Origin of the sequence: Roseivirga seohaensis subsp. aquiponti (assembly GCF_001267955.1) — a bacterium.
Lineage (GTDB): Bacteria > Bacteroidota > Bacteroidia > Cytophagales > Cyclobacteriaceae > Roseivirga > Roseivirga seohaensis.
The window spans coordinates 79,134-102,260 of sequence record NZ_JSVA01000014.1 but is presented as its reverse complement, the minus strand read 5'-3'; the positions used below and the strand labels follow the sequence as shown (position 1 = coordinate 102,260).

The window sequence follows — 23,127 nt, the reverse complement described above, 5'->3', positions numbered from 1 at the left end:
TAAGCGATTTGATTCTTAATAAGGGTCAACATCAGTGATAAATTCTACTTGTGTGAAGTCCTTTTTACGAAGGGCTTCTAAGTAAGCGGCCTTTATCTTTTCTTTCACTGAGTTGATATTGTATTTGCGTTCAATTTTGAGGTAAATTTCCATTAAGTACTTGTCTCGTATTTTATTAATCGTGGGTTCATGCGGCCCTAAAACACGGTATGTACCTAGTTCTTCTATCAGAATATTCCCTAAAAATTCAGCGGCTTTTTTAGAGAGTTCTTTATCCTTACTTCTTACCAATATTTTTATCATTCTAGAAAAAGGAGGGTAGTTGAACTTCTCTCTTTCTCTCATTTCTAGGTCGAAGAATGTGCTATAGTTTTGTTGCGAAATCAGCTTTAAAATGGGCTGCTCAGGGTTTCCTGTTTGAATAATTACTTTACCTGCAATGTCTTTTCTACCTGCTCTTCCGCTTACCTGGGTTGTCAATTGGTAGGTGCGTTCCATGGATCTGAAATCCGGAAAATGAATCATTCGGTCAATGTCGAAAACACTTACTAAACTTACACGATCAAAATCGAGGCCTTTGCTTACCATTTGCGTACCTACCAGAATGTCTATTTTCCCATCCTCAAAATCTTTAATAATGTTATGGTAGGCGTATTTCACTCGTGTGGTTTCTAAATCCATGCGCTGGATTTTAGCATCTGGGAAAATCAGTTTTAAATCTTCCTCAATCTTCTCGGTTCCAAAACCTACCGTTCTAATGCGCTGGCTGCCGCAAGCAGGGCAGCTTATAGGAACAGGCTCTTTATGTCCGCAATAATGACAGTTGAGCTGGTTTTTATACTGGTGATAGGTAAGGCTTACTGCGCATCTTGGGCATTCGGGAGTATAACCGCAGTCATCGCAGGTAATAAAGTTTGAATAGCCTCTGCGGTTCTGAAACACAATGGCTTGCTCTTTCTTCTCCAGTATTTCACCCAGGGCTTGAATTAGTACAGAAGAGAAATTACCTGTGGCGGTTTTACGTTTCTTTTCTGTTCGAATATCTGCAAAAACCATTTGAGGTAATTGCGCATCTCCATAACGGTTACTGATGGTTACCAATCCATATTTACCTATTTTGGCATTGTAGAAGGACTCAACGGAAGGCGTTGCAGAACCTAAAATGGTTTTACCTCCGTGTTTATGGGCGAGGAAAAGGGCAACATCACGGGCATGATAACGAGGAGCGGGCTCATACTGCTTGTAAGAGTTTTCATGCTCTTCGTCTACAACAATTAAACCTAAACCGGTAAAGGGTAAGAAAATGGCACTTCTTACACCTACAATGAAATCGAAACGGCCATCCAATAAACCCATCCAAACTTCTACACGCTCATTGTCAGAGAATTTGGAATGGTAAACCCCCATTCTGTCACCAAAAACCACTTTTAGACGGTTTACAATTTGTGCAGTAAGAGCGATTTCGGGAAGTAAATAAAGCACCTGCAAACCATTGTCTAAGGCCTCTTGAATTAAAGAAATGTAGATTTCAGTTTTTCCGCTGCCCGTAATTCCGTGGAGTAAGGCAGTTGATTTCTCTTCAAAAACATCGAGAATTTCTTGTTTAGCTTTTTCTTGAATTTCGGAAAGGGGAGAAGCTTCAAAAACTTCGGTATTCTCTTCAAAACGAGAAATAATCTCTTCGAACTCCTCAAATATTTTGTTCTTGATGAGTGTGTTTAGTGAGGAAACTGAGAGTCCAGCTTCGTTAATAGTACTTTTAGGAATGCCAACTTCATTTCTTTCCGGCTTGTGATAGACAGGCACCATTTGAAGGTACTTGAGCAGAATATCGCTTTGCTTTGGCCTTTTCTCAAGTTCAGCAAAAAGTGATTGAAGCGTTTTTTCATCTGTAGCATAACTTGCCGCCAGGCGTATTTTCTTGACAATTTTTGGTTTATACTTCTCTCTTACTTCCTCATAAATAATGATGACATCTTTCTGAATGAGGGATTTAATAAACTTCAGTGCGCTTTTTTGATCAATTACTTCAGCCGCTTCTTTGTAGGTAAGTGAGTCTTTGTTTTCTAGTGCCTTCAAGATCAGCAATTCTCGATCATCGAAAGGGTATTCACTATCGTTCCAATCGTTGTGTGGGTGTAATTGAATGCGCGATTCACTGCTTAGCTTAAGGCCAGAAGGTAAAGCGGCATTAATTACTTCACCAAAGGTGCACATGTAATAATCCGACATCCATTTCATTACCTCCATTTGCATGCGGGTAATGATGGGCTCGGTATCCAATACTTCTAAAATGGGCTTGGCAGCATAAATTTCAGGTCGATTCCCGTGCACCTTTTCTACAATGCCTGTAACGATTCTCTTTTTCCCGAACTGAACAATAACCCTCGTCCGCTCCTTTATATTTCCACGGTACTCCGCAGGAATGCTATAAGTGTAAAGCATGGGCACGGGTACTGGTAAAGCCACATCGGCAAACAGTACCTGCTCATTTGCATCGTCAATATTGAGTTGTTCTATCGTCAAATCGTTAGGGAAATACTTTGGTTTGGAACCATTGGCAAGGTTAGAAATATTCCTCGTCTGCCAAAATTATTTTCTATCCTGAATAAGATTTATTGCATCACCTGCTGAATTTACCGGCAGCTGACAGGCTTTATTGAAGCAAACATAAAATGTGGTTTGATCATTAAGCCTGCCTCGGTTGGCCAATAGTTCTAGTTTACTTGTGCCTTCGTTTTCTGCTCCAACCAACACCTTATTCGGCATAAATTGATCAAAGAAACTAAAGGCCTGTGTTTGAATATCATTACCCACCATAACGATTTCGGCAGTAGGTGTTACCATTTGCGTAGCCAAACAAGCCCAATTGGTCAAATATTGAGGTTCTACCATCACCATTTTCTTGACCCGACCGAGCATTTCGATTGCCATTTTGGTGTAGATTTGATTACTGGTAATGAGGCCCAAAGCATATAGATTTTGGGCCATCAGTGAATTTGACCCCGGAATAACGTTGTCGAAAATCTCTTTTTTTCTGGCAATCAGCTTTTCAGATTCATCATTGGTGAAGAAGAAAAAGCGCTCTTTTTCATCGTAAAAATGTGCAATGGTATATTCTGTCAATTGCACAGCTTCGTTCAGCCACTTTTCATTAAAGGTGACTTGATAAAGTGCGCTAAAGGCTGAAATTACCGCAGCATAATCTTCTAAATAGGCATTAATGCTGGCTTTCCCTGTTTTATAATTTCGGAATAAACCATTTCCGTTTTTCATTTTAGCATAAATAAACTCCGCATTTTTAATGGCCATTTGAAGAAACTCAGGTGCTTGAAAGCTGGAGTAGGCATCTACCAAACCTTTGAGCATAAGTCCATTCCAGCCAGAAAGTATTTTATCGTCTAGGCCAGGGCACACTTTCGTTTCTCTTTGCTTGAGCAGTTTTAGGTTAGCAGCTTTAACCAAATCTTGTAGTTCTTCTAAAGAAAGATCATTCGCCTTTGCGAATCCTGAGTCGGAGTGGGTTCTATGCGGAATGTTTTTTTGAGGCTCCCAATTTCCTTTTTCCGTGAGGTTATAGTAGGCAATCATCAATTCGGCATCGGGTCCTAGTACTTCTCTAAATTCCGAAGCTGTCCAACAGTAAAACTTACCTTCTTCTCCTTCGCTGTCCGCATCTAAAGCTGAATAGAATCCGCCTTCTTCGGTGGTCATTTCTCTTTGTAGCCATTCAATAGTTTGGAAAACGATTTCTTTGTAAAGCGGGTCTTTTGTGGCTTGAAAGGCTTCTGAATAGAGGCTTACGAGCTGCCCATTGTCGTAAAGCATTTTTTCAAAATGAGGGGCAAACCAATCGGCATCGGTAGAGTATCGGGTAAAACCACCGCCAATTTGATCGTAGAGACCACCGAAAGCCATTTTATTGAGCGTGAGCTTTACATGTGCCAAAGCGGCTTCGTTTTTATTCGCTTCAAATTCGCGAAGCAAAAAGGAATAGATGACGGGCATTGGGAATTTAGGGGCTTTGTTCATACCTCCTTTTTCCTTGTCAAAATTCTGACTCAAGATATTGAACATTTGGCTCGAATCTGCTTTACTGAAATCCGCCCCGATGGAGTTCAAGCCATATTTTTGAATATCGCTCACGCTGAGCGAGTTCATAAAACCTTCAGCCGATTTTTCTAATTCGGCACGTTGTTCTTTAAATACTTTGGCGATTTGAAGCAATAGATTTGCCCAACCTTGTGCTGGAAAGTAAGTGCCTCCATAAAATGGACGCTGATCGGGTAGGAGAATGGCGTTCAATGGCCATCCACCTTGCAAACCCATGGCATGCACGGCATCCATATACACTTGATCCACATCTGGGCGCTCTTCTCTGTCCACTTTGATGCACACGAAATGCGTGTTCATTATTTCAGCAATCTTCTCGTTCTCAAAGCTTTCTCGTTCCATTACATGACACCAATGGCAAGCTGAATAGCCAATACTCACAATAATCGGCTTGTCTTCTTTCATGGCCTTTTCTAAAGCTTCTTCGCCCCAAGGAAACCAGTCTACAGGATTATAGGCATGCTGTAAAAGGTAAGGGGAGGAAGAATGGATCAGTCGATTGGCTTGATGAGGCATAAGTATTCGGTTTTTGATGTTGGAAGAACGAACCTTGAGCCGTTCTGCTTACGAAGATCGCATAGAATTTAGAGCCTAAAAAGTTTTCAGGACTTCTATTCGAAATGAATTTGGATGAAGTAAAATGAAATGGTTAGATTCTTCTGCAAATTTCCTTTAGCAAAACGACCTTCTTTTTTCAAAACTCCTCGTTCCGAAAACTAAACACTAAACACTAAACACTAAATCCCCTTTGCCATTAGTTCTTTCAGCTTTTTCTCAATTACTTCTCGATTCTTAGCAGAAAGCATCCATTTAGGTAATCTACTTTCCAAGCTTCGGTTACTCCAGCCATGCTCATTGGGCTGACGTTCTCTCGTTTTGTTCGAAATGAAATTGAGTAAGTAGTCGAGGTGTTCTAGATTGTAGCCAAAAAGTACTTCTCCTTTAACTTCGGTTGTATACCATAATGGGTACTTGAAGTAACAATCAACCGGATGTCCCATGAGAATTCCTCCAGAGAAAAATTGGCTACTTCCTGTTTGAAAAACATTTCCTTTACCCATCCAATTTTTTGTAGAACCGCAACTTATGCAGGTAAATCTGGTTTCTGCTCGGTTTTCTTGGTTTGAAGTCACAACTGCTTTGGCTTTGCAACTGGGGCATTCTACATCAATTCGATTGATGAATTGCTCTATATAGGTGAATTCTGGTTTCATTTTTTAAAGAACATATTACCGCCATTACTATATACAGGGAAATTGGGAGGAACCACCATAATGTTATTATAGCGCATGTGGCGGAACTCTTCGTAAGGGTTATCAAGCTGACTCATAATCTCATTGGCTAAATGGGGGAGAGAAAAGAAAACAAATTCGCCAATACCAAGAATAACCCAATCGTCAATTTCATGACGCATTCTTTGGCAGGGTAAAGTATCCGATTTAGACATCTCAGCAAACTCTTTATGGGTCTCTTCTGTCCATTCGTAATAAGTCAGCAGTTTACTAGAAGTCTTATTCAAATAGGGTGCGATAATGCTTTCCCAATGCTTTAACTTCTTGATGTTTGGAATTTCCTCTTTCAAGAATAAAGCAACCGCATGCACCAAACTCTCAATCACCAAAGCAGGGTGCTCACCACTTCCACCACCAATAACCAACTGATTGGTAGTACAAATAAAATCTCCGTCAATATCTTCTAAAGGGTGATAAACAGAGATTATCCCTAAGTACCCCACCAGTTCGTGTTTGAAAGAATCAATATGGCTCATGCTAAAAGTTTGACTTGAAAGTGCTTAAAACTTCCCAGATAACAAAAAGGATTACTACCTTCTAAATACTAATTTCTAAGCCCTTGTTAAAAAATGTTATTCAGCGTCTACAGCAGGGTAGTTTAAAGCTTAACCCTTATCTTCGAAGCGAAATATTTTCTATTTCATACGTTGAAAGAAAAGGAAACGCGATAATAGCTTTGAAAACGACTTTATATACCATTCTTCTTGTTCTTTTTTGCAATCAGGTAATGCTGTTGGGGCAATCCCAAAGCCATATTAAAATGGATAGTATTAACTCCAGTTTTGATGAACAAAACCCTGTACTTACTCCCGATGGAAAACGTATGTATTTTGTTCGCTCTGGTCATCCTCGCAACGAGGGTGGTGTGATTGATCGAGGTGATATTTGGTATTCAGACAAAACAGAAACTGGTTGGTCAGTGGCCAAACATGGTGGTAGCACTATTAATCACACGGGTTTGAATGGCATTGTCGGTTTTTCAGCCGATGGTGAAAGGATTTACTTATTGAATTATAAAGACGCTTTAGGGAATTTACAGAAAGGAATTGCCATGGCAGAATGGGTGAAAGACCATTGGTCGGTGCCACAACCAGTAGATATTCGCTACTTCGAAAATTTTTCAGAGTATATCAGCGGCTCTATTTCACCAGATGAAAAAGTAATGATTCTGTCCTATAAAAGTTACGATACTTATGGGAACGAAGACCTCTATGTTACCTTTAAAGAAAGTAATGGCAGTTGGACTCCACCAGAAAACATGGGTGTGGACTTGAACACTTTGGGGGAAGAATGGGCACCTTATTTGGCACCCGATTTAAAAACCTTGTACTTCTCTTCAAATGGTTTTGGAGGGCAAGGTGGCCGCGATATTTTTGTAAGTCAACGCAAAGACGGTACTTGGAAGGATTGGACAGATCCTGTAAACCTAGGTTCTGAAGTAAATACAGCTGGAATGGAGTTAGGCTATAACATCCCTAAATTGGGTGAATTGGCTTATTTTTCCTCTACCCAAAACAGCGAGGGTTTTGGCGATATTTTCGGTTTCCCGTTAAATAAAACAGAAAAGGTGTTGCAGGAAATTGTATCCAAAACAGAAGCGCCAATTTCTCAAGTAACTACTCCAATGACACCAGATAAACCAGTAGTAGTGATGACCATGCAGGTGTTGGATATCCGCAACGACAAACCCGTAAGCGGTTTGGTGAAACTAAACTTTGGAGAAAAGGAAGTTGAAGTGAATACTGCCGATTTAGATTCCCCAGACAAGAAATTTTTAGTGACCATTGAGGAAGGCCTTGAAGTGAATGTAGAGATTGAAGCCGATGGTTTTCTCAAGTACAAAGAAACCTTTGTGGCTTCTGCTAAGCCATTACAAGGTGATATTGAGGCCAAAGCTGTTGAAGGTTTTAGGCTTACACCAAGAGAGGTAGGTACTAAAATTCAAATTCCGAATGTGCTTTTTAATGAAGGTACTTCCTCTTTTGCCGATGCAAAAACTACCGAAATTCAACTATCGGTTTTGATTGAGTTGATGAAAAACAACCCAGACTTGGAAATACGTTTGGAAGGCCATACCGATAATAGGGGTAACCCTAAATTGCTCAAAGAGCTTTCATTAGATCGCGTAAATGCCGTTAAGGATTATCTGGTAGAAAAAGGAATCTCTGGAAAACGCATAGAAACCGTAGGTTTTGGGGGCGAAAAGCCCGTAGGCCAAAACTCAACCGACTCTGGCCGTGAAAAAAACCGCAGGGTTGAGTTTATCATTATTAAGTAAAAACGTCATTGCGAGGAATGAAACCTGTGAGAACAGGGTTTCATGACGCGGCAATCCGTCAGAGTAACCCTCATTTTGATAATGTCACAAAAGCCTAAAACGCGGAAAAGACCTATAAGGTGGTCAAAACCTTATAGGTCTGGAAGCAGCATACCGCTCCGATTAAGCCCTTTTTAGACCGTCATCCTAAGTCTGTCTCAGGATCTGCCTGCTACTTTTAACTGAGAGCAGAAGCATGTAAATCCATCCCTCAATTAACTTCAGTGCAAAGGCTTAAACCGTTGAAACGGTTTGTGGTGGTTGCGCACTTATAGCCCACGGTTTAAACCGTGGGCTATAAGCATAAATATTTCTGAGTAATGGTTTTAACCATTTTTATAGGAAAGTTAACCCCAAAATCTCCCAATCTCTTGGTTGAATATTAAGAGAATCACGATCTTGCCAGTCAATGAATGAACAATGCGCGAAATCACACAAACGTACTTCCCAAGCTTAGAAAACATTAAGGCAGCCCAAACCATCCTCAAAGGAATTGTTACACATACCCCCTTAATGCCCAACTTTACCTATTCAGATAAATTTGGGGCGAAGATCACTTTCAAACGTGAAGACCTTCAGGTGGTGCGTTCTTACAAAATCCGTGGGGCTTATAATAAAATTAGCGGGCTTTCTATTGAAGAAAAGGGCAGTGGTGTGGTGTGCGCCAGCGCTGGAAATCATGCCCAAGGCGTAGCGCATTCCTGTTATTTATTAAAGGTGAAAGCTACCATCTTTATGCCAGCGCCTACGCCAAGGCAAAAGGTAGAGCAAGTCCGCTTTTTCGGAAAGGAGTTCGTAGAAATTGTGCTTGTTGGCGATACCTTTGACGATGCTCAAAAAGAGGCCATTTCATTCTGTAATAAGCACTCAAGCATTTTTATTCCTCCTTTTGATGATCAAAAAGTCATTGAAGGTCAAGGAACTGTCGGCTTAGAGATTCTGGAAGATTGTGGCAATCCGATTGACTACCTTTTCTTACCTATTGGCGGAGGCGGTTTGGCCTCTGGTGTTGCTTCTGTGTTTAAAACCCTAAGTCCGCAAACGAAGATTATCGGGGTAGAACCTGCCGGTGCGCCAGCCATGAAGAATTCCATTGCTTTAGGCAAAAACACCAAGCTCGACAGTATCGATAAGTTTGTCGATGGTGCAGCAGTACAGCAAGTAGGAGATTTGACTTTCGAGATTTGCCGGAAGCATTTAGATGCAGTAGTTACGGTTCCTGAAGGACTGATTTGTAGCACGATGCTTGAACTGTATAACCGCGATGCCATTGTGGTGGAACCTGCGGGTGCATTGTCTGTGGCCGCTTTGGGCCAATTTGCTGAAGAAATTAAAGGCAAAAATACAGTATGTATTCTCTCTGGTTCGAATAACGATATTTCTCGTACCGAAGAAATCCGTGAGCGCTCTTTGCTCTACGAGGGTTTGAAGCACTATTTCATTGTACGTTTTCCGCAAAGAGCAGGAGCATTGAAGGAGTTTTTGGTGGAAGTGCTCGGCCCAACTGACGATATCGTTCATTTTGAATACACCAAGAAGACCGCACGCGAAAAAGGACCTGCCTTAATTGGGATTGAGCATCAGCAAAAAGCCGATTTTGACGGGCTAATGCAACGAATGAAAGAGAAGGACTTGAATTTTGAGTACCTGAATGAAAAGCCTGATTTATTCGGTTTTATCGTTTAGTGAACTCATTTCTCTAACACAGCAACAGCATAATTTCGGTTGATTAGTTCATTGGCTGTGCCTATTACATTTTCAGTTTTGTCATCAATACTGATAAGCTTAAAGTTTGATTTACTTACTAAATCTGAAAGGTCTTGATTGTTGTAGAGCTGGAATTTCTCTTTAACAAAGGGAAGATCTTTCATGAAATCCTTTTGAGCAAAAGCGATTACAAACGTACCATTGGGTTTCATTACCCTGTAAATTTCTTCTAAAAACTGAAGTGGCTTTTTCCAGAAGTAAATGGTGTTCGCTGTCATAACCTTATCGAAGGAATTTTCTGGAAAAGGAATGCTGATGCCATCATAGCGTGTAAATTCAACCCTTTGTGGCTTTAGATGCTCCTTATTCTTAAGCTCAGCTTCGGTTTTCATGGTTTCCGAAATTTCAAGGCCATAGAACTGAATGTTTTCGGCTTGTTCTAAAATTATGGGTAGGTGATGGCAGTTTCCATGTCCAATTTCAAGAACCTTGTTACCACTGGCAATAGCCAAAGCATTGATAGATGAAGTGATCATCCCCAGATTCGTGGAATACATATTTTGCCCTATATCTATTCCAAATTGCCCGTTTGGACAACTTAATTGATTTTCTATTTCGATGAGCTGTTCTGGGCTAAGATTTTCCAATGTGTGCTGTGTTACCGTAAATGTGCTATAATCGTTACGGAGTATGGAATGGATGGTTTTGTTTTAATTATTCATTAATTATAGAGGCATTTACCGTATCATTGAAATAGAATGACGAATTTTTCAGCCATAGTCTTAGCTGCAGGGCTTTCTTCGAGAATGGAAGGAGGTCATAAACTCCTAATGCCTATTGAAGGAGAAACCATTTTTGAACGAAGTTTAAAGTCCATTATAGAAGCAGATTTTTCTGAAATTATTGTGGTTTTAGGAAAGGAAGCAGAGAGGATAGAAATTCTGATTCCAAAAGATGATAGGCTTAGAATCGTAAAGAATACCATTTTTGAGCAAGGAATGACTTCTTCCATCCAAACCGGAATTGCCGTAGCAGCAGGCGATGTATATGTCATTTGTCTAGCCGATATGCCCTTTTTAACCGCGGCAGATTATAGCCAGTTAATGCATCGTTTTAGGGAAGAGAATGGTAAGAATATCCTTGTTCCCTTGTGCCATGGTCAAAAGGGGAACCCCGTATTTTTTGCCAGCGACTATCAACGGGAAATTTTAGCGCATACCGATCCAAACGGTTGCAGCCAGCTCGTAAAACGAAATACAGAAAAGGTAGACTTCTTTGAAACCAACAACCTTCGTTTTACCTTAGATATTGATACCCAAACCGATTTAGATAAGTTTACGAATGCTGAATAAAGAAGAGCTCATACGCTATAACAGGCAAATCATTCTGCCCGACTTCGGTATTGAAGGACAAGAGAAACTTAAGTCCTCCAGTGTCTTGGTGATTGGTGCAGGTGGCTTGGGCATTCCTAACCTTAGCTATTTGGCTGCAGCAGGAGTGGGGCGAATTGGATTGGTGGAATTTGATGAAATTAGTCTTTCCAACTTGCAGCGTCAGGTGATGTACAAGACTAACCAAGCAGGCGAATCGAAAGGCAAATCTGCTGTTAAGATGATTCAAGAATTGAACCCCAACGTGTCAGTTGATTATTTCGAAACGCGATTGGATGCCGAAAACGCACTAGAGATCATTGGAGATTTTGACTTGGTGGTAGATGGTAGCGACAACCTGCCTACACGATATTTGGTCAACGATGCCTGTGTGCTGTTAGGTAAAACCTTGGTGTATGCCGCAGTTTTTCGGTACGAAGGTCAAGTGAGTGTATTCAATGCCCAAAGAAAAGACGGTAGCCGTGGACCAAATTACCGAGACCTTTTCCCTACACCGCCACCGCCCGAGATGGTGCCCAGCTGTAATGAAGGGGGTGTATTTGGAGCGCTCACTGGCATAATAGGTGCCATGCAGGCCAATGAAGCCATTAAGCTTCTAGCAGGGCTGGGAATTCGATTAGATGGAAGGTTGTTTCTTTTTGATAGCCAGTATTTTACTGCACGTTTTTTAAATATTAAGTCTAATACAGAAAACCCTGTTTCTGGCGACCATCCTACAATTACTGAATTGATAGACTATGAAGCCTTTTGCGGCCTGAGCGAAGTTGAAAACGAAGCCGATGAAATCACAGTTCAGGAGTTACATCAGATGATTAAATCGGGAAATGCTCCTTTTATTCTGGATGTGCGTGAACCTTATGAATATGCTATTTCCAACTTGAATGGGCTTAATATTCCGCTTTCCAATCTTGAAAATGAGATTGGGCAGTTGCCTCAAAATGAAACAACAGTCATTCACTGCAAAAGCGGTCAACGCAGCCTAAAAGCCCTTGAATTTCTTAAAAAAGAGGGTTTTTCAAAAATCAAAAACTTGAAAGGCGGAATATTGGCTTGGCAAAAAGAGATTGATCATAGCATGGAAATCTATTGATTCATGGACTACGAATTGATTTTCTTCTTTTTTGCAATTGCCTTTCTGTATTCCTCTGTAGGCTTTGGTGGTGGCTCGAGTTACTTGGCCATTCTATCGCTTTATAGCTTTGAGTATCGATTGCTACGCACTATTGCGCTGGTTTGTAATCTTATCGTGGTAAGTGGCGGCACCTACCTCTTCGCGAAGCAAGGTCATATTAAGTGGAAGAAGACTTTACCGCTGGTTTTGGTAAGTGTTCCCTTAGCATTTCTTGGGACTAGAATTCCCTTTAAAGAAAATGTCTTCTTCATTATATTGGGTTCAACCTTGGCCGTTGCTGGCATCATCATGTTGCTGGAAGATTACTTGAGGAAGGCGAGTATAGAGAAAACATCAAAAGAAAAGAAGGACATGCCAATCGTCAATGGAGCCATTGGTGGTGGCATTGGTTTGTTGGCAGGTTCCGTTGGGATTGGAGGCGGAATTTTTCTTTCGCCTTTACTGCACATTATTCATTGGGACAAGGCTAAAACCATTGCCGGTACTGCTAGCTTTTTCATTCTGATTAATTCCGCATCGGGTTTGGCGGGGCAACTTAGCCAGGACAATTTGGCGTTCGACTTTGAAATGATTTTGTACTTGGGCCTTAGTGTTTTGGTAGGAGGTCAATTGGGCTCCAGGCTTTCGGTTTTTAAGCTTTCGCAGAAAAAGGTGAAAATGCTCACTGCATTATTGGTATTATTTGCTGGCGGCCGCTTATTATTGAAGTACCTTGTTTAAAACGAGATAAGATGAAAATTGAAGTGATTGCTTTTGGCATAGCAAAGGATATTCTGAATAGTAATCAAGTGACGTTAGAAATGGAGGAACAGAGTTCTGTGGCCGATGTGCGCCAAGCTTTGGTCGATCTCTATCCGGCATTCCAAGGGCTTGCTTCTCTGCAATTGGCCGTAAATGCCGATTATGTGAGCGATGATTATTTGATTAAAGAAAATGACGAGGTGGTGCTAATTCCACCTGTAAGTGGCGGATGAAAACATTGATTCATATTACTTCTGAAAAACTCGATCCTCAAGCTTGCTTAGAGACTATTTCTTATCCTGAATGTGGGGGGATTGTCAGTTTTGTAGGTACGGTGCGCAATCAAACCAAAGGTAAACCAGTGCTTAAATTAGAATTTGAAGCCTATGAGAAAATGGCTTTGAAGGAAATGCAGAAGATTGCCGATCAAGCCAAAATTAAGTTTCAGGTAGAAGAGGTTCTCATTCATCACCGCACAGGATTGGTGAAAGTTGGAGAGGAAGCCGTGGTGATTGTAGTGGCAGCTCCGCATCGAAAAGCCGCTTTTCAGGCCTGTGAGTATTGTATTGATACCCTAAAAGAAACGGTACCCATCTGGAAAAAGGAGTTTTTTGAAGATGGCGAAGTGTGGGTTTCTGCACATCCCTAATTTCAACTTAGAGAGTTCTAATTAATTTTCTCTTTTAAGAACCTACGCAAATCTTTATTTGCCCCATACAAAACTAAAATATCGTCTTTCTCTAAAACTAAGCTGGCTGAAGCTACCCCTTGTACTTTTTGTTCTATTTTGCTTTTGCCTAGCACACTCTTCACCTTTGTTGGTTTAATGGTTGTAAGCACCAGTAAATCGAAATTTTCTCTAAAACGCACTTCTTGAATTGTTTGACCGATGTGTTCTTCAGGCACATTGGCTTCAATAATACTATAGTCTTCGCCTAATTCGTATGAGTCTACCACATTATTCATACAGAGCTTTTTGGCCCAACGTTCTGCGGTTTCTTGTTCTGGGTGAACAATTTCATCTACACCTAAGGCTTTGAGTACCTTCTCGTGCAATGGATTAATGGCACGGCTAATCAATCGTTTTACTTCTAAATTCTTAAACAAGGCAGTAACCATCACGTTTGAGCCTTGGTCTTCACCAATCGCAATAATTACAATATCTGTGTCTTTAAGCGGTAACCCCGATACCGTAAATTCATCGGTAGCATCCATACAAATGGTATGGGAAATCTTCTCTTTGAACGAATCAACCTTAGACATGGAAGTATCAACCCCAATGACTTCATTTCCTTGAGCGGTTAGCTTTTCGGCCAACGAAGCCCCAAAATTTCCTAATCCAACTATGATGTATTTCATGGTTTCAGATTTTAATTGATTGTAATTTCTTCGGTAGGATACCTGTAACTCTTGTGTTTCACTTTATCTAAAATGGCGATCATAATGGATAACATGCTTACTCTACCTACAAACATGATAATAATGAGCATGATTTTGCTCATACTACTTAAATCGCCAGTAATGCCCAAGCTTAAGCCTACGGTACTGTAAGCTGAAAAACACTCAAAAGCAATTTGCATTAAGCTTTTGTCATTATCGAATATGGAAATAACCATTACGCCAACACCAATCACCAAAAGGGAAAGTGATATAATCGCATAAGATCTTCTGACTGATATATCAGCTATTTCTCTTCTAAACACTTCAATTTTTGTTTTTCCTCTGGCAATACTTAGAATGTTAAGGGTGGCAATGGCAAAAGTGCTAGTTTTAATTCCCCCACCGGTTGAAGAAGGTGACGCTCCAATCCACATTAAAAGTAATGTTATTACTAAAGTTGGGAAGCTCAAGGCTGCCATATCTACAGTGTTAAAACCAGCAGTTCTTGGTGTGGTAGCCCCAAATAGGGCCGTAACTATTTTTCCGAAGAACCCATGCTCGGCCATTGTGTTGTTATACTCTAGAATAAAGAATATTACAAAACCAAAGGCAGTCAATGAAATGGTGGTGATTAGGTTGATTCTGCTGTTTAGGTTGAGTACCCATGGCTTATAATTCTTTAGCCGACTTGAAAAGGTAAACACCTGTGATAAACGATATTTCAAATAATTTAGAATGTTGACTACAATAGGAAAGCCTAAACCGCCAAATACAAAAGTGAAAATCAGTACAATCTGTAAAAAGTAATTGAATTTAAAACCGACATCATATATACCATTGCTGAGGGTGGAAAAGCCTGCATTACAGAATGCCGAAATGGAATGAAATACAGCAAAAAATATTTGATCGTATTGAGACTCAAAAGTGCTGGCATCTAAACTAAAGTATATCATTGTGGCTGACATCATTTCAATACCAAAGGTGATTATGAGCACATACTTTAAGGTAGAGAATACTTCGCTCAGCTTTTTTGAATTACTCATGTCGCCCAATGCCAATTGGTTTTCATAAGTAGCACCGCCTTTAAAGAAATAGCTGAAGTAGCTGGCAAAAGTCAAAATCCCCAAGCCGCCAATCTGAATTAGGCATATGATTATAATTTGCCCGAATTCTGTAAAATAACTTCCTGTATCTACTACAATTAACCCTGTAACACAAACCGCACTGGTAGAAGTAAAGAAGGCGTCAATAAACGAAATTCCGTCATAGGTAGCTCGTGGAAGCATTAGAAGCACCGTGCCCAGTAGAATGATGACTAAAAAACTGATGATAAAAAGTTGAGCGGGGTTCAGTATTGTACGTTTGTAAATAAGCCTCAGCTCTGAAAATTCCCTAATAAAGGTCAAGATTACGGCAGACTTTATCAGGTTGTCGTTGAATAGTACCGGATGAAGTTTGTGGTTTGCTCCATTTATTAAATGAAGGTAAAGAACAGTTATAGTGATGAGAACACTAAGGATATCAAAAACGAGTACTTTAGTTTTTTTTGGTTTTTTCTTCCCTATATACCGAAAAAAGGTAGATGTGAGCCCAATCCCCAGAACAACAAAATAATAACCATTGATGATGCTTTGAGAAAGGTCTGATTGAGTGTAGCCAAAGTCGGCAATAAAAACCACTATTCCTGAAAGGCTAATCCAGAAAGCGAGGTGGTCAAGCCGCTTTAAATTGAAATTCATTATAAAAACATTTTCTGCAAACCAGCCCAAAGGGCTTTTTTCAAAGCTACAGTGTTTTCTATTTCTCCAAGGTCATCTGCCTTTAAAAACAACTTCTTACGGTCTTCTTTTACATCGTAAACAGGGCTGTTATTATAACTGTCTAGTTTTTCAGAATTAAAAACTAAGACATGACGGTGGTTAAACTCATTCAGTACTGCTGCAATCTGCTCTGCGGAAGCTTCTTTTACATTCACCAAAAGCACATCGTCTAAACTTCGTTTTACCGAAGCCATAACTTTAAGAAGAAAGGCCTTTTTCTCAACTTCCAATTGAGGTTGATCAGCTTCGAAAAAGATAATACAATGCTTGAGGTTGTTACCTTCAGTAGGGAGGGGCTTAATATAAACCGGTTTATCGTCTTCCAAAACTGGCTGTTTTGGAGGGGAAGGGCTAACCGGTTCGCTACTAGTTTCCGTTACGCTTTCAACCAATGGCTCTTGGGTTGAGGTTGCCACAAGGTCATCCTTGATGAGATAAATTTCTTCAGTAATAAAATGAGAAAGAAATGAGTTATCCTCAGCCATAGCACCAATTGGTTGTTTTGCTAAATCTAACAATTGTAATGTAAAATACAGACTACGATTCGAAGAAAAGACTCTTTAATTCTGTAGCCTCATCTGGTTTCATTCTTTTTGCTAAAACCAATCGTAACTGTCTTCTTCTCAAAGCTCCATCGTACTGTTCTTGTTCTTCAGGGGTTTCAGGTACTAGTTCTGGAACATCAATAGGTCTTCCGCTTTGATCTACCGCCACAAAGGTGAAATAGGCACTATTACTTTTGAATTTTCGACCAGAAGGAATGTTTTCAGCCCATACTTCGCAATACACTTCCATAGAAGAGTTGAATGAACGCGTTACATTGGCGGTAAGCGTTACTACATCGCCTAAAGCAATAGGTTTGCCGAATGAAATGTTATCGGCAGAAGCAGTTACCACTATACGGTTTGAATGTTTTTGTGCTGCAATAGCGGTATTAATGTCCATCCAATGCATCAGTTTACCTCCCATAAGGTTGTTAAGCGTGTTGGTGTCGTTAGGGAGAACTAGCTCCGTCATCGTTACACGTGAGTCTTTAGTGGTTTTTTTCTTTACTGGCATAACTGTCTTTTGTGTTGCAAAGCTAATGCGGTTCGTTGAAAGAACGGAAGGGAATTTGAATTTTATAGAGTAATAAAATTACATATTTATGTATGTAAAAATATATAAATTAATATATGTTGATAATTACATATCTATTTTTTCCAACCATCATCGCCCAGTAGGGGTACAAACTTGAAATCGTGGAAAACTTCTTTGCGAAGCTTATTACCTTCAAGCCTGGTGAGTCTGAGCATTTGCTGGGTTTTGGTATTACCTACAGGAATTACCAAACAACCGTTTACTTTGAGTTGATCTATAAGTGCATCGGGAACAGTAGGAGCGCCAGCAGTAACGATTATTTTATCGTAAGGAGCAAACCTTGGCAAACCTAATGATCCATCTCCAAAGAAGAAATTTGCCTTGTAGCCCATTTCGGGTAGGGCAAATCGGGTACGTTCGTAAAGTTCTTTTTGATATTCTATAGTATATACTTCGGCACCCAGCTCTAAAAGTACTATCGACTGATAACCCGAGCCTGTTCCTATTTCTAAAATCTTATCTCCTGGTTTTACATTGAGTAATTCTGTTTGAAAGGCTACGGTGTAAGGTTGAGAAATAGTTTGGCCAGCGCCAATGGGAAAAGCTTTATCCTGATAAGCATGTTCTACCAAGGCATTCTCAAAGAAAAAATGGCGCGGAATTTTACCAATAGCGTCTAAAACGCGTTCGTCTTTAATGCCTTTAGAGCGAACCACTTTTACAAGTTGTCTTCGCATTCCTTTATGTCTGTAACTATCTTCCATATTGAAGAAACTGCTTTGCAGTTTGAGATGCTGTATTGAATTGATCTGCGTAAAATGAGAGAAAGCGCTAAAAAAATCAATTTCTTAACGCTTTCTTTTTGAATGATTTAGCTCAATTTACCCTATTCGGTAATTGAAATCAAGTAGTAATTCTTTTTCCCTTTCTGAACCAAAAAGTACTTATCCTGAAGAAGTCGAATAGCAGGTTTTGCATTCATGTCTTCAATTTTAACCTTGTTAATGCTCACACCGCCATCTTGAAGCATTCTGCGAGCTTCACCTTTAGATTTGAAGATTACCTCTTGGGTAACCACAGAAAGTAGATCAATTGAATTTTCAGCTTGATCTAAGTCCGTTTTCGAAATTTGTACTTGAGGAACTCCTTCAAATACTGAAAGTAAAGTGTCTTCATCTAAAGACTCTAGATCTTCAGTGGTAGACTTTCCGAAAAGAATGTTTGACGCTTTAATAGCGGTTTTTAAGTCTTCTTCAGAGTGTACTCTCACGGTAATATCCTCTGCTAAAGCTTTTTGTAAGATTCTCAAATGAGGTGCCTCATTGTGTTCAGCTTCTAAAGCTTCAATTTTTTCTTTCGGAAGAAGGGTGAACACACGAATGAAGTTTGATGCATCTTCATCTGATGTATTTAACCAAAACTGGTAGAACTTGTAAGGAGAAGTTTTCTTTGGGTCTAACCAAACGTTTCCGCCTTCTGATTTACCAAATTTAGATCCGTCTGCTTTTCTAATCAGCGGAGCTGTCATGGCAAAAGCCTCGCCTTGTATTTTTCTTCTGATTAATTCCGTACCCGTAACAATGTTTCCCCACTGATCGGAACCACCCATTTGCAATTTGCAATCGTAGTTTTGATTCAAGTGAAGGAAATCATAGCCCTGAACGAGCTGGTAAGTAAATTCAGTAAATGACATTCCGCTTTCCAGTCTGTTTTTCACAGAATCTTTGGCCATCATGTAATTCACAGTGATGTGCTTGCCCACTTCTCTGATAAAATCAAGGAAGCTGAAGTTTTTGAACCAATCGTAATTATTTACGATTTGCGCTGAGTTTTCACCACAATCAAAATCTAAGAATTTACGAAGTTGCTTTTTCTGAGATTCTAGGTTATGGTTTAAAAGTTCTTCCGAAAGCATTGGTCTTTCAGACGATTTCCCCGATGGATCGCCCACCATACCAGTAGCGCCACCCACTAAAGCAATAGGCTTGTGACCGGCCTTTTGAAGGTGAACCAAAAGCATTACAGGTACCAAGTTGCCAATGTGTAGGGAATCGGCAGTAGGATCGAAGCCAACATAACCTGTGGTTTGCTCTTTATCTAGTTGTTCTTCTGTTCCAGGCATGATATCGTGGATCATGCCTCTCCATTGTAGTTCTTTGATGAGTTCGCTCATAGGTATATTTTGAATTCGGAGCGCAAATATAGAGTTTGAAAGGCGAGGGTGAAAGGCAAGAAACAAAAAAAGCCTTAGATTTCTCTAAGGCTTTTTGCGGAACGGACGGGACTCGAACCCGCGACCTCCTGCGTGACAGGCAGGCATTCTAACCAGCTGAACTACCGCTCCAATATCTTTGTTTTGTAATCCCTTTCGTTTAAGGTGATGCAAAAGTAGTATACTGTTCTTGATTTACAAACATCAGGAGCTAAAAAAACGAACTAATTTTTCGAAAAATCTTCAACTGTTTGGCCGTGAGTGAAATAAATATTTATGTAATGCGAATTTATTTTTGAGTAAGAATTAATCTGTCTTACTAGTACCTCATAAATCAGACATATTTACTTGCCAGCAGTGTTTTTGAACTAGGTAAAATACTTATAAAATTATTTTCAGTATTTCACGGAGTGTATTTAACCTCAAAACTAGCTCCTTTGTGTTGGAAGGTAATTGAAGAGGCTCAGTTATTTTCCATTCCCTCAACCTAAAAGAATAGAACCCATGTAACGTATTTGCATGGGTTTATTTTTGTGTTTATCTGAAACGACATTTATGATTTGTCTCACTGTTCACTAACTTGGTAGAACAAACTTAATGTGGAATCATGGATACAGTTATACAAGAACACGAAACGGATAATAAAGGTAGCTTTTATGTAGAAAGGGAAGGAGAACGTTTGGCCGAAATGACTTTCTCAAAAGCGGGTTCCGACAAAATAATTATTGACCACACAGAAGTAAGTGATGTGCTTAGAGGTACGGGCATGGGGGCAAAGCTGGTTGAACGTGCTGTGGAATATGCACGTAAGAATAAAGTCAAAATAATACCACTTTGTCCTTTTGCAAAGGCTACATTAAAGCGTCATCAAGAATGGAATGATGTGCTTTGATTTTACTTAAGCACTCAGTTTTGCTATCGATGGAGCAGCTTTAAGTTGATTGAACTCTTCAATCACTTTATTTACCGAAGATATATCTAACTCGCTTTCAAAGTTTTTGTGACATGTTTCTATCAAGGCTTTGAAATAACGGATGATGCTATGGTAATGACTTTTGTTTTTGTCTGCTTTAAAAATATTCATTAGCCCCTGAAGCAAAGCAAGCATCACTAAAGTATCTGCTTTACCATAAATTCTGATTTGAGTAATATGGTCGTCATAGAGCTGTTCAAAAACAATTTGTTTAAAATATACCCTATTTACATTCATGCTATCTTTAACAATATACTTTTCCTTCATCTGTATTTTTTTGATGTATAATAGCGTGAGCAGATGTATTGATTTGATGGCGGTTCCAGGGTCGTTGATTCCAGGGCTAAGGGCTTTCACGGCTATCTCTGAAATTTGCTTGAAACCAAAAACGTAATGGTCGCTTACCCATTCTTGAGGGTATAAAATGAAGCAATTTTCGATTTCCTCTTTTAGTTCATCGTCTATTTCCTTGTCGATGCATAGTAATGGGGAGTTTTCGACAAAGAAAAAACCCACCGGCTGGAGCATTTGAATTTTGATTTGATGGTGTTCGCAAAGTTTAACCAGTTCGTTCACCTTAACTTTTTTAAAATAACCCGCTTTTGAAGTATTTAAAGAATACCATTGTTCTGTATTCTGTTCTTGCTGTACTTCAGAACCCTCTAAAGTCATTCTTTCCATTTCATTTTTTGTTCTGGAGAAAATACTGTTTAGAATGTTGTCTACCTGAATACTTTGGCTAATGGTGTGGATGAAGTACATAAAAAAGGCCAAGCAGGTGATGCCGAAAATCATTGATAAGAGTATGCCGAAATCAGGGGTGTTTATGGTTTCATCGGACTGTACGTTTACAATGAGAATGAGGCTGTAGATAATGCTACCTAAATAAAAGCCAAGAACCACTTGGTTAGATTTATCTGTAATTAAACCAGGAATAACCCGCGGAGATAGGGTAGATGAAGCCCTATTAAGTACGATCATTACCATAGAAAAACTGAACACCATTAGTGAAATAATGCTACCTACTAAGGTGCCTAGTACTAATCTGGCATCTTCTTTACTCTTTACAAGAACAAATGATAGATCCTTTTTTAAGTCCATCATAAATGGATCATACTCAATAAGCATGATAATGATTGAGAATAGGAGAAAGCCCACAGCTATTAGAGTGGGGTAAAAAGCAATACTTCCTATAATTGACCTGTAGGTTTTATAGAGTAAGTTTTTGGTTAGTTTCATTTGTTATGGATCATAGAGAGTGCTAATAACTCGTTTTTTCTTAGTTCTTTTTGATACTTAACCTTTGGTGGTTTCTTCTGTTCATATTGTGCTAGTTCTCCTTGAGTTAAAATTTTTAAAACTTTAGGGTGAATATAATATTCACGACATGTGGCAATGGTATTGCCAAGTACTTTGGCTACCTTTTTTACTATTGTGGTCTCAAGGTTAAGTCTTGTGTTTTCTTCAACTACTTTCAAGGCAGCCGGATAAGAATCAATGGCGACTACTGTGCCACCCCATGTTCTGAAATCCTTTGCTGTAAAATGGCTTTCTGTAATGTTATAAAGGTATTCATTGACATCGCTCGAGTCTAGCTTCTGGCTTTTCCCATGTTCATCAATGTATCTAAACACTTCATAACCGGGTAACTCAGAACTCTTGCGAATTAGATTGGCTAGTTTTTGATTTTTGATAGTGATGTTTCGGTATTTACCACTCTTAGCTTTATAGCTTAATTTCAGTTTCGACCCTTCATCTTCAAGGTGCTTTCTTCTTAGGGTGGTTAGTCCATATGTTTCGTTTTCTTTTCTATATACTTGATTGCCAATTCTAATGTAGTGTTGATCTAACAGCGATACCAAAACCGCCAAAATCTTCTTTTTTGGCCAACCCTTTAGTTGAATATCCTGCATGGCTTGTCTTCGGATTACAGGTAATATTTGGCCAAATTTGAAAAGCTTAGCGTATTTCTGTTTTTGTCTAAAATCAATCCAAAGCGGATGATAAATGTATTGCTTTCGAAGTTTTTGATCATAGCCAGTGGCTTGTAAATGGCCAAATTCGTGCTCACAAATCCATACTTCTGTCCACATAGGAGGAATTACTAGGCTATCGAATCTCTTCAATAAAGATTTCTTCTTTACCACCTTGCCATTTTTTGTTTTGTAAATGAACTTGTCACCTTTCGGTATGCGCTTAAAGCCATTACATTCATCAGATATGTATTGAATATTGTGAGGGCAGTTTTCCAAAGGACTCATAAGTTGATGGCTTTGTGTAAGTATTGACAAACACTTTTCAATTGCACCTATTCAACTTTTAAACCAAAATCATAAATACATTCAATCTTTTGATTCTGTAACGGAATGCTGCTTCTGAATATTTAGAGGGGCTTAGTAAACTCAATAGTGTGTATTTTTTTCACACTTGCTTGGGGAAGGTAGTATTGAATTGGACATAAAAAAAGCAGCGAGTTGGTGCTGCTTTCTTATTGTGCTGACTCTATTGTTACCATGACGAAGTTTTTAAATCTCTTGTAGCTTGTAGTATGTCTCTTCTACTTACTTGCCCTTTTAACCTTCCGTTTACATCTACTACAGGAAACCTTCTGTAGTGAGTTCTCAGAAACTTTTGAGCGCAATCAAGTACGTCCATATCTACAGAAATTGTGGCAACATTGTTACTCATGTACTCCGCTACGGTTATTTTTCCATGATGAAGGTTGTGATATGCTTCATCTACCATAATTCTCATACAATCAATTTCCGAAAGTATTCCAATAATTTTCCCTTTCTCATTAATAACAGGAGCGCCTGATATCTGTTTTTCTAAGAAAACATCCATAGCATCTGCAATACTTTGATCTGGGGTGAACGAAATAACCTCATGGGTCATGTAATCTGTAACTGGGCGATACTGCTGAACGCCTTTAGGTACTTCTGGTGCTTTTACTCCTTGAAAATTCATAT

Annotated in this window: 22 protein-coding genes and 1 tRNA gene; 8 read left to right on the top strand and 15 right to left on the bottom strand. The window is 39.5% G+C overall.

Features of this window, described 5'->3' with window-relative positions:
• Window positions 1-15 precede the first annotated feature (15 nt).
• The 4 genes from priA to OB69_RS12945 all read right to left on the bottom strand — a co-directional run bounded on the left by priA (window position 16) and on the right by OB69_RS12945 (window position 5,881).
• Window positions 16-2,526, bottom strand: coding sequence for a replication restart helicase PriA (gene priA, locus OB69_RS12960; RefSeq protein ID WP_053224166.1), 2,511 nt, complete (start codon window positions 2,524-2,526; stop codon window positions 16-18).
• 66 nt (window positions 2,527-2,592) lie between these two features.
• Window positions 2,593-4,629 (bottom strand): thioredoxin domain-containing protein, encoded by a 2,037-nt coding sequence (locus tag OB69_RS12955; RefSeq protein ID WP_053224165.1) that lies wholly within the window; start codon window positions 4,627-4,629, stop codon window positions 2,593-2,595.
• A 221-nt stretch (window positions 4,630-4,850) separates the two neighbouring features.
• Window positions 4,851-5,327 (bottom strand): hypothetical protein, encoded by a 477-nt coding sequence (locus OB69_RS12950; protein WP_053224164.1) that lies wholly within the window; start codon window positions 5,325-5,327, stop codon window positions 4,851-4,853.
• Entirely contained in the window at window positions 5,324-5,881 is a 558-nt protein-coding gene (locus tag OB69_RS12945; RefSeq protein WP_053224163.1) for a hypothetical protein, read from the bottom strand. Before OB69_RS12945 ends, OB69_RS12950 begins: the two co-directional genes overlap by 4 nt.
• 284 nt (window positions 5,882-6,165) lie before the next feature.
• Between OB69_RS12945 and OB69_RS12940 the strand changes: the two genes are divergently transcribed.
• Complete coding sequence (locus tag OB69_RS12940; RefSeq protein ID WP_185096909.1) at window positions 6,166-7,683, top strand: OmpA family protein; 1,518 nt, start codon at window positions 6,166-6,168, stop codon at window positions 7,681-7,683.
• Window positions 7,684-8,142: 459 nt separating this feature from the next.
• Window positions 8,143-9,408, top strand: coding sequence for a threonine ammonia-lyase (gene ilvA, locus OB69_RS12935; protein ID WP_053224161.1), 1,266 nt, complete (start codon window positions 8,143-8,145; stop codon window positions 9,406-9,408).
• Between the two features lie 5 nt (window positions 9,409-9,413).
• Here the strand turns inward: ilvA and OB69_RS12930 are convergent, their stop codons facing one another.
• Window positions 9,414-9,986 (bottom strand): class I SAM-dependent methyltransferase, encoded by a 573-nt coding sequence (locus OB69_RS12930; RefSeq protein ID WP_082338176.1) that lies wholly within the window; start codon window positions 9,984-9,986, stop codon window positions 9,414-9,416.
• A 201-nt stretch (window positions 9,987-10,187) separates the two neighbouring features.
• Here OB69_RS12930 and OB69_RS12925 point away from each other — a divergent pair, with 201 nt between their 5' ends.
• Genes OB69_RS12925 through OB69_RS12905 form a run of 5 tightly spaced genes read left to right on the top strand, consistent with a single transcriptional unit; the run spans window position 10,188 to window position 13,342 of the window.
• On the top strand, window positions 10,188-10,781 hold the full coding sequence (locus OB69_RS12925) for a nucleotidyltransferase family protein (protein ID WP_053224160.1): 594 nt from the start codon (window positions 10,188-10,190) through the stop codon (window positions 10,779-10,781).
• Window positions 10,771-11,910: a molybdopterin-synthase adenylyltransferase MoeB gene (gene moeB, locus OB69_RS12920; RefSeq protein WP_053224159.1), complete on the top strand. Its 1,140-nt coding sequence runs from the start codon at window positions 10,771-10,773 to the stop codon at window positions 11,908-11,910. Before OB69_RS12925 ends, moeB begins: the two co-directional genes overlap by 11 nt.
• A gap of 3 nt (window positions 11,911-11,913) precedes the next feature.
• Window positions 11,914-12,672, top strand: coding sequence for a sulfite exporter TauE/SafE family protein (locus OB69_RS12915; protein ID WP_053224158.1), 759 nt, complete (start codon window positions 11,914-11,916; stop codon window positions 12,670-12,672).
• An 11-nt stretch (window positions 12,673-12,683) separates the two neighbouring features.
• Entirely contained in the window at window positions 12,684-12,926 is a 243-nt protein-coding gene (locus OB69_RS12910; protein WP_053224157.1) for a MoaD/ThiS family protein, read from the top strand.
• A complete protein-coding gene (locus OB69_RS12905) occupies window positions 12,923-13,342 on the top strand; it encodes a molybdenum cofactor biosynthesis protein MoaE (protein WP_053224156.1) in 420 nt (139 codons plus the stop codon). The genes OB69_RS12910 and OB69_RS12905 overlap by 4 nt, the downstream gene beginning before the upstream one ends.
• Before the next feature lie 17 nt (window positions 13,343-13,359).
• Here the strand turns inward: OB69_RS12905 and OB69_RS12900 are convergent, their stop codons facing one another.
• The 7 genes from OB69_RS12900 to OB69_RS12870 form a co-directional block, all read right to left on the bottom strand.
• Window positions 13,360-14,052 (bottom strand): potassium channel family protein, encoded by a 693-nt coding sequence (locus tag OB69_RS12900; RefSeq protein WP_053224155.1) that lies wholly within the window; start codon window positions 14,050-14,052, stop codon window positions 13,360-13,362.
• A gap of 11 nt (window positions 14,053-14,063) precedes the next feature.
• Entirely contained in the window at window positions 14,064-15,812 is a 1,749-nt protein-coding gene (locus OB69_RS12895) for a TrkH family potassium uptake protein (protein WP_053224154.1), read from the bottom strand.
• Entirely contained in the window at window positions 15,812-16,378 is a 567-nt protein-coding gene (locus OB69_RS12890; protein WP_157608573.1) for a hypothetical protein, read from the bottom strand. Before OB69_RS12890 ends, OB69_RS12895 begins: the two co-directional genes overlap by 1 nt.
• A 52-nt stretch (window positions 16,379-16,430) precedes the next feature.
• A complete protein-coding gene (locus OB69_RS12885; RefSeq protein ID WP_053224152.1) occupies window positions 16,431-16,952 on the bottom strand; it encodes an acyl-CoA thioesterase in 522 nt (173 codons plus the stop codon).
• A gap of 134 nt (window positions 16,953-17,086) precedes the next feature.
• The gene (locus OB69_RS12880) at window positions 17,087-17,737 is read right to left on the bottom strand and encodes a protein-L-isoaspartate(D-aspartate) O-methyltransferase (protein WP_053224151.1); all 651 of its coding nucleotides are present in this window, start codon (window positions 17,735-17,737) and stop codon (window positions 17,087-17,089) included.
• 122 nt (window positions 17,738-17,859) lie between these two features.
• A complete protein-coding gene (gene tyrS / locus OB69_RS12875; protein WP_053224150.1) occupies window positions 17,860-19,146 on the bottom strand; it encodes a tyrosine--tRNA ligase in 1,287 nt (428 codons plus the stop codon).
• Window positions 19,147-19,243: 97 nt separating this feature from the next.
• Window positions 19,244-19,317 (bottom strand) — tRNA-Asp (locus OB69_RS12870).
• A 475-nt stretch (window positions 19,318-19,792) separates the two neighbouring features.
• Here OB69_RS12870 and OB69_RS12865 point away from each other — a divergent pair.
• Window positions 19,793-20,077, top strand: a complete 285-nt coding sequence (locus OB69_RS12865) for a GNAT family N-acetyltransferase (protein WP_053224149.1) — start codon at window positions 19,793-19,795, stop codon at window positions 20,075-20,077.
• Between the two features lie 6 nt (window positions 20,078-20,083).
• Here the strand turns inward: OB69_RS12865 and OB69_RS12860 are convergent, their stop codons facing one another.
• From OB69_RS12860 to OB69_RS12850, 3 genes are all read right to left on the bottom strand, one after another.
• Window positions 20,084-21,397, bottom strand: coding sequence for a DUF2254 domain-containing protein (locus OB69_RS12860; protein ID WP_053224148.1), 1,314 nt, complete (start codon window positions 21,395-21,397; stop codon window positions 20,084-20,086).
• On the bottom strand, window positions 21,394-22,419 hold the full coding sequence (locus tag OB69_RS12855) for a DNA topoisomerase IB (RefSeq protein ID WP_053224147.1): 1,026 nt from the start codon (window positions 22,417-22,419) through the stop codon (window positions 21,394-21,396). Before OB69_RS12855 ends, OB69_RS12860 begins: the two co-directional genes overlap by 4 nt.
• A 247-nt stretch (window positions 22,420-22,666) precedes the next feature.
• Window positions 22,667-23,125 (bottom strand): CBS domain-containing protein, encoded by a 459-nt coding sequence (locus tag OB69_RS12850; RefSeq protein WP_053224146.1) that lies wholly within the window; start codon window positions 23,123-23,125, stop codon window positions 22,667-22,669.
• Window positions 23,126-23,127 lie beyond the last annotated feature (2 nt).